The sequence below is a fragment of the Pseudooceanicola sp. NS-SX8 genome (assembly GCF_057380755.1).
Map to the genome: position 1 here is coordinate 4539209 of NZ_CM170819.1, position 13528 is coordinate 4552736.

Annotated in this window: 12 protein-coding genes; 2 read left to right on the forward strand and 10 right to left on the reverse strand. The window is 66.6% G+C overall.

Translation table 11 applies throughout. The annotated features are described in order from the left end of the window. Positions 1-41: 41 nt before the first annotated feature. Entirely contained in the window at positions 42-1190 is a 1149-nt protein-coding gene (locus AC2IR1_RS20855) for an MFS transporter (RefSeq protein WP_486473901.1), read from the reverse strand. A 226-nt stretch (positions 1191-1416) separates the two neighbouring features. Between AC2IR1_RS20855 and AC2IR1_RS20860 the strand changes: the two genes are divergently transcribed. Continuing rightward, positions 1417-2526, forward strand: coding sequence for an AraC family transcriptional regulator (locus tag AC2IR1_RS20860; RefSeq protein ID WP_486473902.1), 1110 nt, complete (start codon positions 1417-1419; stop codon positions 2524-2526). A 43-nt stretch (positions 2527-2569) separates the two neighbouring features. Here AC2IR1_RS20860 and AC2IR1_RS20865 read toward each other — a convergent pair whose 3' ends face one another. Together AC2IR1_RS20865 and AC2IR1_RS20870 are read right to left on the reverse strand one after the other, a co-directional pair. After that, a complete protein-coding gene (locus AC2IR1_RS20865) occupies positions 2570-3463 on the reverse strand; it encodes a DMT family transporter (protein ID WP_486473903.1) in 894 nt (297 codons plus the stop codon). Beyond that, positions 3460-3843, reverse strand: coding sequence for a Rid family hydrolase (locus AC2IR1_RS20870; RefSeq protein WP_486473904.1), 384 nt, complete (start codon positions 3841-3843; stop codon positions 3460-3462). The genes AC2IR1_RS20865 and AC2IR1_RS20870 overlap by 4 nt, the downstream gene beginning before the upstream one ends. A gap of 79 nt (positions 3844-3922) precedes the next feature. Here AC2IR1_RS20870 and AC2IR1_RS20875 point away from each other — a divergent pair, with 79 nt between their 5' ends. After that, positions 3923-4729, forward strand: a complete 807-nt coding sequence (locus AC2IR1_RS20875) for a TrmB family transcriptional regulator (protein WP_486473905.1) — start codon at positions 3923-3925, stop codon at positions 4727-4729. Between the two features lie 184 nt (positions 4730-4913). On the opposite strand, the gene AC2IR1_RS20880 is transcribed toward AC2IR1_RS20875, so the two are convergent. From AC2IR1_RS20880 to AC2IR1_RS20910, 7 genes are all read right to left on the reverse strand, one after another. Then, positions 4914-5921, reverse strand: a complete 1008-nt coding sequence (locus AC2IR1_RS20880; protein WP_486473906.1) for a TRAP transporter substrate-binding protein — start codon at positions 5919-5921, stop codon at positions 4914-4916. 14 nt (positions 5922-5935) lie between these two features. Further along, entirely contained in the window at positions 5936-7207 is a 1272-nt protein-coding gene (locus AC2IR1_RS20885) for a TRAP transporter large permease (protein ID WP_486473907.1), read from the reverse strand. Then, positions 7204-7752, reverse strand: a complete 549-nt coding sequence (locus AC2IR1_RS20890; protein ID WP_486473908.1) for a TRAP transporter small permease — start codon at positions 7750-7752, stop codon at positions 7204-7206. The genes AC2IR1_RS20885 and AC2IR1_RS20890 overlap by 4 nt, the downstream gene beginning before the upstream one ends. Further along, a complete protein-coding gene (gene fhmpcd1, locus AC2IR1_RS20895; protein ID WP_486473909.1) occupies positions 7752-8798 on the reverse strand; it encodes a 5-formyl-3-hydroxy-2-methylpyridine 4-carboxylate 5-dehydrogenase in 1047 nt (348 codons plus the stop codon). The genes AC2IR1_RS20890 and fhmpcd1 overlap by 1 nt, the downstream gene beginning before the upstream one ends. Further along, complete coding sequence (locus AC2IR1_RS20900; RefSeq protein WP_486473910.1) at positions 8719-10758, reverse strand: TRAP transporter permease; 2040 nt, start codon at positions 10756-10758, stop codon at positions 8719-8721. Before AC2IR1_RS20900 ends, fhmpcd1 begins: the two co-directional genes overlap by 80 nt. A gap of 23 nt (positions 10759-10781) precedes the next feature. After that, on the reverse strand, positions 10782-11720 hold the full coding sequence (locus AC2IR1_RS20905; RefSeq protein ID WP_486473911.1) for a TAXI family TRAP transporter solute-binding subunit: 939 nt from the start codon (positions 11718-11720) through the stop codon (positions 10782-10784). Positions 11721-11798: 78 nt separating this feature from the next. Further along, positions 11799-13412 (reverse strand): GMC family oxidoreductase, encoded by a 1614-nt coding sequence (locus AC2IR1_RS20910; protein ID WP_486473912.1) that lies wholly within the window; start codon positions 13410-13412, stop codon positions 11799-11801. Between the last annotated feature and the right edge of the window lie 116 nt (positions 13413-13528).

A 13528-nucleotide genomic window follows, 5' to 3' on the forward strand; every position in this document is an offset into this window, starting at 1 on the left:
TTGCGAAAGCGAAGGAAGAAAGGCGCCCGTCGCGCCAGGCATCATGGCGCGGGCACCGACCCCAGCTGGGCACGGGCATGGCGGTGAAGGGGCCCGAAGACCGCCACACCACAGGCCGCAGTGAACGCCAGCATCCCCAGGAAGAGCTCTGCACAAAGCTGCGGACCGGACACCGCCAGGGCCTGCCCCCCGATCACCGTGCCCACGGCGGCGCCGACCAGCGCGATGACCAGCGTCCGGCTCAACAGGGCGCCATCCTTGTCGTGCTCCGTCAGCAGACCCGTCAGGTAGGGCGTCACGGCGTAGAACCCGATATTCAGGACGACCTGCGCCAGCAGGAAGACGGCCCCGCCCTGGTAGGTGAAGAAGACGTAGAGAGAGACAGCCATCGCCAGCAGCCCCGCGACGATCGCCGGCAACCGTTGCGTCTTGCGACGGGTCAGCGAGGGGACGATTGCGCCCGCAAAGCCCAGCACGGATGAAATCGCCAGGTAGAGCCCGACCCTGCCGGTCGAAAGCCCCGCCGCTTCGCCGATGACGCCGCAGATCGCCCACTGGCCGGCCTGCACCCCGTAGATCAGCGCCACCATCAGCAGCGACAGCACCAGCCGCAGTTTCGGCATCGCCACGATGGCGCTCGTATCCATGCGCGCGCCCGCCAGCCGGTCCGGGATCCAGGCGAAAAGCGGCAGCAGCAGCAGGACAAACAGCGCGATGATCGGGAAGATCAGCGGCTGGTGAAACTGTTCCGACAGGACCGAAACCACCAGCAGCAGCAGGCCCATGACGACCCCCCCAAGCAGATTGAGGATGCCCCAGCTCTGTTCCGCATCCGCCCGTCCCGCCAGGCGCAGCGCGACAGCGCCAAAGATCGCGCCCTCCCCCAGCCCGGCCAGGAGCCGCAGCAGGCCCAGCAGGACCGGCCCCTCGGCCCAGTGGCCCAGCAGTTCCGCCAGCAGCACGACGATCCCCGCCCCCGCCATGGCGCCCCGCCCCATCCGGTTGCCACGGCGCGCCAGGGCCAGGCCGTAGATCGCGATCCCCAGCAGTTCGGCGCTCGACACCAGTGTGGCCAGCCCCTCGTCGAAACCGGTCCGCTGGATCAGGGCCAGCACGATCACGGGCATGACCATGGTGCCGTTCAGGGCGATGGCGAAAGCGGCGCTGAGCCCTAGCATCGAGCGGTTCATCGGGTGTCCTGTCCATCTGCGCATCCGCCGCGGGATGCTCTTGTTGTCTCTGGCTTGCTGCCTCTGGCCGGCATCGGCGCCGCGACAGCTCTGCCGCAGCGTGAAGACCAGTTTAGAAACAGCGGATTGCCCAACAATCGTACGAGTGGCCAAAAAACTATCCCAAACGGCCAAGGAAATGGCCGCCTGCCCCTGCGCCCTGCTTGACCGGCCGGCGGAGGCCTTCTTGCCTGATCCCGTCGCCGGGATTTGCATCACGGCCCAGCCGGGGAAACCGATGTCCTACATGTCCACCGATCCGCTGCGCCAGGCGCAGTACCTGAAGGCCACGATCCCGGTCTTCCTGTTGCGCAGCCTTAAAAAGGCGCTCGACGATCTGGACCTGCCAACGGAACGGCTGACCCTTGGCCTGGGCTTCGACCTCGCGGATCTGACGGACCCGGCCTGCCGGATTTCCTTCCGACAGGGGCGTGAGATGATCTGCAGGGCCATCCGGGTGGCCGACGACTACGCCCTTGGACTTGAAACGGGCCACCGCGAAACCCTGACCTCCATCGGGCTCGTCGGCTTTGCCATGTCGACCTGCGCCTGCCTGGGCGAGGCGATCGCCCTTGCGGTCGAGATGCAGAACGAAACCGGCTCCATGCTGGACTTCTACCCCACGGTGGAGGGCGACCAGGTTCGCATCGTCGCCTCCGCCCGCTACCCCGATCCGGAGATCGACCAGTTTCTCTACGAGGAAGCCTTCTCCAGCTTCACCCAGATCGCACGGGATCTGCTCGGCCCCGACCAGGGGCCATGCCGGGTCGATCTGCCCTACCCCGCCCCCCGCCATCAGGAGGCCTATGAGCGGATCTTCGGCTGCGAAATCCGCTTCGATCAGACCGAGGCCTGCTTCTGCTACGATGCCAGCCTGAACGCCACGCCGCTGCAGCACGCCGATCTGCTGAACCATCGGCAGGTCATGGCCCTGCTGGAACATGGCCGCCTGGCGCAGCTCGAACAGGAAGAGATCATCGGCTCGGTCGAACGGCTGTTGCGCCCGAACCTGCACCGGGCCATCGGCCTGGTCGAAGTGGCCGGCGCCCTGTGCATGAGCGAACGATCCCTGCGCCGCAGGCTGTCGGAATGCGGCACGCCCTTCTCCTCCCTGCTGGATCGCCTGCGCAGCGAAAAGGCCCAGCAACTGCTGGCGAACCGGAACCTGACCATCGACCAGATCGCCTATGCCGTCGGCTTTTCAGAGGCGCAGAACTTCTACCGCGCCTTCCGCCGCTGGACGGGCAAGACCCCCGGGGAACTCCGCAGAGAGGTCCTGGCGGCCTGGGCCCCGTAACGGGCCGCCCTGCTGCTGCCACCCGCGCAAGGCGATGCCGAAATCAGCCGCGCCCGCCGCGCTGGCTGATCAGCAGGCCTAGGCCGATGCAGGCAAAGGCGATCCCCGTCCGAAGGCTCAGCGGTTCGCCAAGCAGCAGGTGACCGGCAAGGATGCCCACGACCGGGATCCCGAAAAGGAACTGCCCCGACAGCGGCCCGGGCAGGCGCGCGACCGCCGCGTTCCAGGCCAGCGTTGCCAGAACGGTACTGCCAAGTGCCAGCAGCGCGACGATCCCCAGATCCGCCGCCGTCAGGCCCCGCACCCCGGAAATCTGCGGCGCCGCGATCAGCAGCAGCGGACAGCAACCGATCGCTACGGTCGTCGCCGTCACCGAAAGCGCGCCGTAGCGCTGCAGCAGGGGCACCACCAGGACGCAGTAGCCCGACCAGCAGAAGGCCCCGAAAAGAACCCAGGCTAGCCCCAGCCCAAGGTGCATCCCGCCAAGCGCCGGCTGGAACAGGATCGCGATCCCTAGGGCCCCGGCCAGGGCCCCGCCGACCTCGAACCGGGTCGGGCGCTGCCGTCGCTTCAGGCACCACAGCAAGAGGATCCAGAGCGGTTCGCTGGCAATGACCAGCGCCGTGACACCCGCGCTGACCTCGACCTGCCCCAGGGCCACCGGAAGGTTGTAACCCACCACGCCCAGCACCACCGCCAGCAGGGCCAGGCGCCTGTCGCGCCCCGGCCAGCGCCAGGGCCGCGCATGCAGCAGGACCGGCGACAGGACAACCGCCGACAGGGCAAAGCGCAGCGCCACCAGCACTTCCGGCGCGATCCTGGGCGCCGCCCCATCGACCAGAAAGCGCGTTCCGACCGGCACCGCGCCCCACATCACCACGGCCAACAGGGCGGCCCCCGCCGCCGATGCCCCGGATCCGGCCTGCGCCACGCTCACCGGGACCGCTCCGCGATCAGCTCGATCTCGATCAGCATGTCGGGATCCACGAAAGGCAGCACATGCACCAGGCTCATCGCCGGGGGCGCCTCTCCAAAGGCCTCCGCATGGGCGCGCCCGGCCTCTGCCGCGCGGGTAATGTCGGTGATGTAGAGCCGGGTCTGAAGCACATGCGCCATGTCGGATCCGGCCTGCGCCAGGACGGCCGCCAGCCGCTGCAGGATCACGCGCGCCTGCCCTTCCAGGTCGCCCCGGCACAGGACGTTTCCGCCCTCGTCCGTGGCCGCGGTCGCCGAAATGCAGATGAGGTCCCGCCCCGCCACCGCACGGGCATAGCCCGACGCAGGCTCCCACGGGGATCCGGAAAAGATGCGGTTCATTTCAGCCTCCGATTCTATTAACTACTAAGGTAGTGTATTGCAGGAAGACCGTGCCTGTGAACCTTCTTGGTGAATGATGATGACTTCCGACTCCCCGCTGCTTCATGCGCTGACGGCGCTCGGCTTCACCCAGTACGAGGCAAAGGCCTACTGCGCGCTGCAGGCTCGCGGCCCGGGCAACGGGCACGAGGTGGCAAAGGCATCCGGCGTGCCCCCTTCGAAGATCTACGAAACACTGGCCCGCCTGCTGGATAAGGGCGCGATCCTAAAAGCGCAGGAGGAACCCGTGCGCTACCTCGCCCGGCCATGGTCGGAAGTGTCTTCGAACCTGCTGGCAGGCTTCGGCGGCGCAGCCCGGGAGGTGGAGCAGGAACTGGCCTCGCTGCAGCAGCCTGAGGCGCCCCGCGCGATCTGGTCCCTGCCGGACCGCACCACGGTGCTGGAAACCGCCGGCACCTTCGTGGCCGGGGCAAGGCACAGCCTCTTCGCCTCCGTCTGGGATGCCGAAATGGCGGAGCTCTCTGCCGGGTTGGAGGCCGCAGCCCGGCGCGGCGTCCAGGTGCATGTCGCCATCTACGGCGAAACCCGCCTTGCCGCCGCCCGGGGCTATGACCTGACGGCCTGCGGACGCTCCGCGATGGAGCGCCTCTCGGGCCGGCGCCTGATGACGCTCGTGGCGGATGGCCGGCAGGCCCTGGTGGCAGAGCTTCACCCCGACGGCGGAGTGGAGGCAATCCGGACCGACGCCCCGGTCATCGGCCTGCTGGTGTCCGAATACGTCAAGGCCGATGTCCTGGGCCGGCTGCTGATCGACGACATGGGCGATGCCCGTTTCGAACAGATACGACAGGATCCGGGAACCATCGACAGGTTGCTGCGCAGCTGACGCCCCGGGCCAGCGCCGCAAGGGCGATGCCCGGGTGGCCCCCTGCCCCGCTGCGCCCCCCCCCTGCGGCCCTGCCCTGCGACCACCCTGGCAGACAGTTCCCCCGGACTAGCAAACTCCGGAAATGCAAAACCCCGGGGCGCCTGGCGTCCCGGGGTCCGTTCAGGGCCGATGCGGCGCGCGCTTACTCGGCGTTGTGCGCATCCACCAGGGCCTTCAGCCGGTCATACTCGGCCTTGACCTCGGGCTGGGAAGCCAGCAGTTCCTGCGCCAGATCGCTGAAACCCTCGTCCATCTTGGCCTGGTCTTCGGGGGACAGCTCGTTGATCTTGCCGCCATTGTCCTGCCAGACCTTGTAGGTGCGTTCGACGTTCTCGACACCCCAGGGGAAGACCTTCTCCTCTGCGGCACGGCCGGCCTCGATGATCGCCTTCTGCACATCCGGGGTCTGCATCTGGAACCAGTCTTCATTGACCAGGGTCACCGACACGATTTCGGAGAAACGCATGTCGAGGATCGACTTGCCCACGTCGTAGTACTTGAACGCGGTCAGGATCGGCATGCCGACCAGCATACCGTCAAGGCCGCCGGACTGCAGCTGCGGGATGACTTCGGAGAGGGCCAGCGGCAGCGGGGTCGCGCCCAGCTGTTCCATCGGCTTGATCTGCAGCGGAGAGGCAAAGGTGCGAACCTTCAGGCCCTTCACGCCATCCAGCGTGCTGACATCGTCCATGGTGAACAGAACGGTCGGGGAGTTGTAGATCGCCCCGATGACCCGCAGCCCCTTGTCGAGGAACATCTCTTCAAGATGCTGGCGGTATTCCGGATCGTGGATCGCCGCATCGACGTCTTCGGGCGACTTGAACAGGCCCGGAACGTCGAAGGCCTGGAAGCGCGGGTCGATGTTGGTCACGAAGGACGTGGGCGTGGTGAATGCCTCGATGGTGCCCAGCAGGACCCCTTCGGACATGCGCGGGATCGAACCCAGCTGGCTGGCCGGGTAGATCTCGGTCTTGACGGCACCGGGCGCGCGCGCCTCCAGCTCTTCGGCAAAGACCTTGTCCCACTCGTGCTGCACGTCGTTGATCGTCGCGGTCGCGATCTTCATGGTGCTTTGTGCCTGTGCCCCGGCGAAGGGCGCAACGGCGATCGCCGATGTCAGTGCTACGGTTCTCAGTAGTTTGGTAAGCATGGCAGTTCCCTTTCTTACAGTGTCGATCCAAGCGCCAGAGACAGCGCCGGAACATAGGTGATGACGAGTAGTGCGAGGACGAGGACGACGACGAAGGGGGCGACGCCTCGGTAGAGGGTGTGGGCCTGCAGGCCGGTGACCTGCTGGGCGACGAAGATGTTCAGGCCGAAAGGCGGGGTGAACATCCCGATTGCCAGGTTGACCGTCATGATGATCCCGAAGTGGATCGGATCGACGCCCAGCGAGGTGGCGATCGGCACCAGCAGGGGCGCGAAGACCAGGATCGCCGAGGTCGGGTCAAGGAAGGCCCCGATCACCAGCAGCATCAGGTTCACCGCCAGCAGGAAGGTGATCGCGCTCAGGTGCATGCCCTGCACCCAGCCGACGATGGCCTGGGGCACGCCCTGGGTCGTGACGATCCAGGTGATCACGCTGGAGGCCGCGACCACGACCATGATCTGCCCCGAAAGCATCGCGGCACTGCCCGCCGCACGGACGATGTCGCGGATGCCCATCGTGCGGTACACCAGCAGGGCGATCACGATGGCGTAGGCACAGGCGAAACCGCCCGCCTCGGTCGGGGAAAAGACACCCAGGTAGATCCCGCCCAGCACGAAGACCGGCATGAGCAGCGCCCAGAAGGCATCCTTCGTCGCCTTGGCGGCCAGTTTCAGGCTGAACCCATGATCGCTGCGGATACCCCGGCGGGCCGCATCGGTAATGACGAAGGCCGACAGCATCAGCGCCATCAGCACCGCCGGCAGAACCCCGGCGACGAAGAGGCGCGGGATCGATTGCTCTGCCGCCATGCCGTAGAGGATCATCGCGATGCTCGGCGGGATGACGATGTCGATCGCCCCGGCCGAGGCCAGCAGGCCACCGGCCCGATGCTCCCCGTAGCCGGCCTTGATCAGCTTGGGATAGAGCGTCTTGCCCAGGGCCGCGACCGAAGCCACGCTGGACCCGCTGATGGCGCCAAGCGCCGTGGAGGCCCCGACGGTCGCAACGCCCAGGCTGCCCGGAACGCGCCCGACCATGGCCATGGCCCAGGCGATCAGCCGGTTCGCGATACCGCTGCCGCTCATCAGTTCGCCGGCAAAGACGAAGAACGGGATCGCCAGCAGCGCAAAGTTGTCCAGCCCGCCGAACATGACCTGCTGCACCGCAACGGGCGGCAGCGGCAGGACGAAGATCATCGTCACGGCAACGCCGGTCAGGAAGACAAGGAAGACAGGCGCACCTGCCACCAGCAACAGAAGGGGAATGATGACGAAGGTCAGGGTCATGCGGAGCCCTCCGCGAAGGGGTCGTTGCGAACAAGTTTCACGAGGTCACGCAGGAACATCACCGCGCCCGCCAGGGTCAGCCCGGCAAAGCCGCACAGCATTGCGGTGTGCGGGATCGTCATGGGGATGCCCAATCCCATGCTGGTCATCCCCAGCCGGGAAATCTTGCCGATGAACAGCCAGGACGCGTGGGTGGCATAGCCACAGGCAAAGATCGCCGCCGCGTCGTGGATCAGGTGCAGGCCGTGCCGCGCCCGTCCCTTCAGGTAGAGAGGCAGCAGGTTCACGCTGATATGGGCCCGCACGAAGAAGGTCAGGATGGCCGCGATCATGACGATCCAGATGACCATGTAGATCATCAGCTCATCCGTCCCCACCGGCGACACGCCGAACAGGTAGCGGCTTGTCGCGTTGAAGACGTTGATCGCCACCACGATCAGCAGGGCAATGCCCAGGATGGTCTGCACCAGGCTCATCAGCCCCTGGCCGATCCGTGTCAGCGCCGGCCCTTCGCCCTTTGCGGGCGTCTCGTCGATCTCCGCCATCAGCCGCGCCCTTCCAGGATGCGGCGGATCGCGACCAGCTTCTTCGCCCGGTCGCCCTGCAGCGCGGCGATCTGATCTGGGGTGTAGTCGTAGACACCGCTGCCGGTCTTCAGGCCCAGGGTGCCCGCCGCGATCTTCTCGCTGATCATGTCGGGCACGTCCTTGCGATCGGACAGCTCGGCATTCAGGAAGGAGGAGACGGAGTTGTAGATATCCAGCCCCGCCATGTCGAGCAGCGCCATCGGCCCGATGACGGCCAGCTTGTAGCCGATCCCCCAGGAAACGCAGGTGTCGATATCCTCGGGCTCGACCACGCCCTGATCCACCAGGTCGATCACCTCGCGCAGCAGGGCATAGAGGACACGGTTCTCGACGAAGCCGGGGACGTCCTTCTTCACGGTCACCGGCAGCAGGCCGAGCGAACGGATGAACTCGCGCACCGTCTGCACGGTTTCCGGCGCGGTCTGTTCCCCCGCGATGACCTCGATCATCGGGATGATGTGCGGCGGGTTGGACCAGTGCATGCCCATCATCCGGGACGGGTTGGACAGATGCGCCTGCAGCTTGGTGATCGGAATGCCCGAGGTGTCGGACGCAACGATGACATCGGCCCCGATCAGCCCGTCGATCTGGCGATAGACCTCTGCCTTGATCTCGATCTTCTCGGGCACGTTCTCGATCACCAGCTCCGCGCCGCTGACCGCTTCGGCCAGATCGGAGGTCAGCGTGACCGATCCCGCACCGCTTTCCGGCGCCGTGATCCCGAGGGTATCCAGAACGCCATAGGCGGTTGCCAGCATCGCCTCCGCGCGTTCCAGCGCTGCCGGGGCGATGTCATACGCGGTGACATCGACACCCCCGCGTGCAAGGCGGGCCGCCATGCCCGGGCCCATTGTACCCAACCCGATAATCGCAATTTTCTTCATTGTTTCCACTTTCTTACTAGATGCAGCACCATCGGTTCGGTCAGTCATGGTGTCGACCTCCGGGCAGGTGTTCCTGCCCGCCGAACGGGGATCCGCTCCCCTTGGACTGCGGTTCAGCATTTTTTTCAGGCGAGGGTTTGCGCAGCAGCAGCGCCAGCAGCACGACCGCGGCAATCGCATTGGCCACGCCCACTGCGGGCCCCAGCGTCGGCGGCAGCATCAGGCACAGCCCGACCAGCACGTAGAGGGCACGCATCAGCGGGCTCAGCAGGCTCCGCCCGTATCCGACGGCCCCCATGGAGACCGCGGCAATGCCGCCGAACGCGGTCAGCGCGGCAAGCAGGGCCCCGCCCCAGGTCCCGCCCAGCAGCAGCTCGGGCGAGAAGGCGAAGAGGAAGGGCACGAGGTAGGCCACCCAGGCTAGCTTCAGCCCCTCGAAACTGGTCCGCCACATGTTCGCGTCACCGATCTTGGCGGCGGTGATCGAGGCCAGGGCGACAGGCGGGGTCAGCATCGACATCATGCCGAAGTAGAGGATGAACAGATGCGCCTGCATCGCCCCCAGCCCGGCATCTTCCAGCGCCGGCGCCAGGATGGTCGCAAGCACCACGTAGACGGCCACGGTCGGCATCCCCATGCCAAAGATGATGGCGATCACGGCGACCATGAGCAGCAGCAGCACGGTATGCCCGCCACTGGCGGCAATCGCCTGGGCCGCGATGGAAAAGCCCAGCCCGGTCAGGCTCACCAGGCCGATGATCAGCCCCGCCGCCGCAGTGATCAGCAAGAGCGGCGCGACCGAGATCCCGGTATCCACGACAGCCCGCAGCAAGACGCGCGGCGTCAGGCGCTGGCCGCGATAGGGCCGCAGAAGGCTGACCACCAGCAGGGTGACGATGGCGGCCAGGGCCGCCAGCTGCGGCCGCGTCTGCAGGGTGAACAGCACCAGGAACAGCGCCAGGAAAGGCAGGATGAAATGCCCGCCCTCGCGCATTTCCTCCTTGAGGGAGGCCCGTTCCTGCGCCGCGACCTCGCGCACGCGGGCTTTGGCCGCGATCCTGTCCACCTGCAGGAAGATCGCCCCGAAGTAGAGCGCGGCCGGCAGGGCCGCCGCGATGATCACCTCCCGGTAGGGCACCTGGATGTAGTCGGCCATCACGAAGGCCGCAGCGCCCATCACCGGCGGCAGGAGCTGCCCGCCGGTCGATGCTGCGGCCTCGACCGCGGCGGCCGTTTCGGCCCGCAGCCCGGTCCGTTTCATCAGCGGGATCGTCATCACGCCGGTGGACACGACATTGGACACGGCATTGCCCGTGATCGTCCCGAAAAGGGCCGATGCGCCGATGGCCGCCTTTGCGCTGCCCCCACGATAGCGCCCGAACAGGGCCAGGCAGACCCGGGTCAGGTAGTCACTGCCCCCGGAGTGGCGCAGCAGCTCCCCGAAAAGGACGAAGGGAATGACGATCTCCACCGCGACGCGCAGGGGCGTGCCAAGCAACCCGTTGGGATCGACGATCATGTAGATCGCCCACCGGTCGGCCGGTGTCCCCGGAATGCCCAGGGCATCGCCGAAGATCGCCAGCAGGGAGAAGGCACCGACGATCACGACGATGGGCAAGCCGACCCAGCGCCAGACCAGGAACAGCAGCCCCGCCACCAGCGTCAGGCAGCTGGCCGTCAGCCAGAGCGGCCGGAGGCTCGCCAGGATGGTCAGCTGCGGATAGCGCCAGGCAATGCAGCTCATCAGCCCGAGGAGCAGCAGGCCCAGCACCAGCCCTGCCATCCGCCACGCCCCGCCCGCCCGGAGCCCGAGCAGGACGGAGGTAATGGCCAGCGCCAGCCCGATTGCCAGCGCCAGAGGTTGTTCATTGAAGACAGGCAGCCCAAGCAGCAGGTGCAGATCCAGGATCCAGGCCAGGGAGACGGCCACCAGGCCGAACCCCAGCACCATGGACAGCAGATCGACACGGGGGCCCTTGCCCGCCTCGCCAAGGCCCTGGCCACCGGAGCCCGCGTCAGCAGGCGCCGGACCAGAGGTCGGACCAGGGGGCAGGATCGACTTCCTCGTAAGTTCAGTCATGACGCGCCCCGCCCCCTTTCCGCTTATTGCCCGGACGCGGCAGGCGCCGCGTCATGGAAGGGAAGATCGGGATAGGCCCGGGACACCGTCTCTGGCGTCATGGCCCCCAGGATCGAGTTGGAACCGGCGACCTCCGCCGTCTTGTCGAGGATCAGGGAAGCGACGGAGGCAACCACCTCGTCGTCCAGGTCGGATCGCGCGACCAGCACGTAGTCATAGGCCATCGTCTTGAAGGCCTCCGTGGCGCCCACGATGCCCGCATCGGCGGAAACGTCGTAGATATAGGCCTCGGGCGCGATGGCCTGCATGCGCGCCACGGCTTCGGCACTGTCATCGAAGGGCAGCCACTTGATGCCGCCGGTCGCCGAATCCGCCTCGACCACCGCGCCACCGCGCAGGGCGAAGAGCGTCGCATCGACCGTCCCGTTCACCAGGGCCTGCACACCGTTGCGCACGCTGGATACCGGAACCGTCTTCACGTCCGACGCGGTCAGCCCGCCATTTGCAAGCGCGCCTTCGAAATAGGGCTGCAGGCTGGCCTGCGCCGGCACGCCCCAGGCCACCCGCTTGCCCGCCAGGTCGGCAATGCTGTCGATGCCCGCATCCGCGCGCACCAGAAGGCCGACCGGGCTGGGCAGCAGTGGCACGACGAGGGAAATGTTCTTTTGTGCAAGGCCCTTGAACGGCCCCTTGCCCCGGATCGCATCGCCCAGGTCGGGCATCACCACCGCGGCAATGTCCAGCTCCCCCGCATTCAGCAGCGGCAGGTAGGCCGTTGCGCCGCCAAAGGACTGGACGGAAACGTCCAGGTCGGTCCCGGTACCGATGGCCTGGGCCAGCGCGGCATTCACGCCATAGTTCTGCGACCCCTGCTGCCCGGCACCGAACCGCAGTGTCTGCGCCGAAGCGCTGCTGGCAAGACAGGTCATCGCGACCAGGAATCCTGCTGTGAAGTGTCTCACATTCATCTCTTTTTTCCCTGTTGGTTGTTTGCCCCGACCGGCGGTTTCCGCTTCTGTGTCGGGCGTGGGTTCAGCACGTCATGTTGCACTCGCCTTGATCATGTCCGCCGCCTTCTCCGCGATCATCAGGACCGCGGAATTGATGTTGCCGCACACCAGGTCCGGCATGACCGAGGCATCCACGACACGCAGCCCCGCCACGCCACGCACCCGAAGCTCGGGATCCACGACGGAGCCCGCATCGGCCCCCATGCGGCATGTCCCGGCAGGGTGGTGCACGGTGATGGAGGTGTTGCGGATATGCTCGTCGATCTCGTCGTCGCTCTGACAGGTCGGCCCGGGGAAGAACTCCGCCTCGATGAAGGGCTTCATCGCGGGCTGTTCGGCCAGGTCCCGCGCGATCCGGAAACCGGCCCGCAGGGATTGCCAGTCTTCCTCCGCCGCCAGGAAGTTCTGGTGGATCTTCGGTGCCGCGAAAGGATCGGCAGAGCTCAGGCTGACACTGCCGCGGCTCTTTGGCTGCACGGCCACGATCCGGGTCGCGAAGCCGTCCGCGAAGGGTTGCTTGAAAGGCTTGAAATAGGGCCAGGCCGCCAGCGGCGCTGCCGTGAACAGCAGCTGCAGATCGGGCAGGGGCCGCTCTTCGTCGGTCTTCAGGAAGGCCACGACGCCCCCCGGGACATCCCCTGCGAACCCCTTCCCGGTCAGGTAGGTGCGCATGAAATCCATGCCGATGCGGTCATAGCGCATCTTGTGCAGGAACGGGCCCGGGGTCTTGCGCCGATACATCAGGATGACAGAGACATGGTCCTGCAGGTTCTTGCCCACGGCAGGCAGGTCGACCTTGGTCTCGATCCCCTGCGCCTGCAGTTCCGCGCCATCACCGATCCCGGACAGCATCATCAGCTGCGGCGTATTGATCACCCCGCCGGACAGGAGCACCTCGCGGCGGGCGGCAACCGTGCGCTCCTGCCCGCGATGATCGAAGACCAGCCCCGTTGCGCGCCCCTCCTCGATCCGGATCGACTTCGCCATCGCGCCGGTCAGCACCGTCAGGTTGGACCGCTTCATCGCCGGACGCAGGTAGGCGTTCGAAGCAGAGGCGCGGCGCCCCTTGGAAATGGTCATCTGCAGCCGGCTGAAACCCTCCTGGGTCTCGCCGTTGTAATCCTCCGTCTGGGGATAGCCGCCTTCGACGCTGGCCTCGGCAAAGGCCTCGATCAGCTCGTCCTTGTACTTGCAGCGCTGCGTGCCCACAGGGCCGTCACCACCGCGAAACTCATCCGCGCCGCCTTCCCAGTGTTCCTGGCGCTTGAAATAGGGCAGCACCTTTTCATAGGACCAGTCGGTCAGGCCGCTTTCGGCCCAGCGATCGTAATCGCCCTTGTTGCCGCGCACATAGGCCATCGCGTTGGTGGAGGAAGACCCGCCGATCACCTTGCCGCGTGCGCATTCCACGCTGCGCCCGCCGACATTCTCTTCCGGCTCGCAGAAATACATCCAGTCATGGCGGCGTTCGTTCAGGATCATGCCCCAGCCAAGCGGGACATGGATCATCGGGTCGCGATCCCACCCGCCGGCTTCCAGCAGCAGAACCGACACCTTCGGATCAGCGCTCAGCCGGTTGGCCAGCACGCAACCGGCCGACCCGGCTCCGACGATGATGTAGTCATAGGTATCTGCGTGTGACATGGCTTGGTATCCTTGCGACCGGCGCCCTGGCCAGGGGGCCGGAAAATTCCCGGAAAATTTCTATGCGGGGACGGCGGCCCGTCCGCCGCCGCCCCCTGGGTCCGAAGACCTTCGGG

What these genes read in the sequence shown, in the direction of transcription:
- AC2IR1_RS20880 (WP_486473906.1), bottom strand. Translation starts at nt 5,921, where the DNA reads ATGCTTACCAAACTACTGAGAACCGTAGCACTGACATCGGCGATCGCC.
- AC2IR1_RS20855 (WP_486473901.1), bottom strand. Translation starts at nt 1,190, where the DNA reads ATGAACCGCTCGATGCTAGGGCTCAGCGCCGCTTTCGCCATCGCCCTG.
- AC2IR1_RS20900 (WP_486473910.1), bottom strand. Translation starts at nt 10,758, where the DNA reads ATGACTGAACTTACGAGGAAGTCGATCCTGCCCCCTGGTCCGACCTCT.
- AC2IR1_RS20885 (WP_486473907.1), bottom strand. Translation starts at nt 7,207, where the DNA reads ATGACCCTGACCTTCGTCATCATTCCCCTTCTGTTGCTGGTGGCAGGT.
- AC2IR1_RS20890 (WP_486473908.1), bottom strand. Translation starts at nt 7,752, where the DNA reads ATGGCGGAGATCGACGAGACGCCCGCAAAGGGCGAAGGGCCGGCGCTG.
- AC2IR1_RS20870 (WP_486473904.1), bottom strand. Translation starts at nt 3,843, where the DNA reads ATGAACCGCATCTTTTCCGGATCCCCGTGGGAGCCTGCGTCGGGCTAT.
- AC2IR1_RS20910 (WP_486473912.1), bottom strand. Translation starts at nt 13,412, where the DNA reads ATGTCACACGCAGATACCTATGACTACATCATCGTCGGAGCCGGGTCG.
- fhmpcd1 (WP_486473909.1), bottom strand. Translation starts at nt 8,798, where the DNA reads ATGCTGAACCGCAGTCCAAGGGGAGCGGATCCCCGTTCGGCGGGCAGG.
- AC2IR1_RS20875 (WP_486473905.1), top strand. Translation starts at nt 3,923, where the DNA reads ATGACTTCCGACTCCCCGCTGCTTCATGCGCTGACGGCGCTCGGCTTC.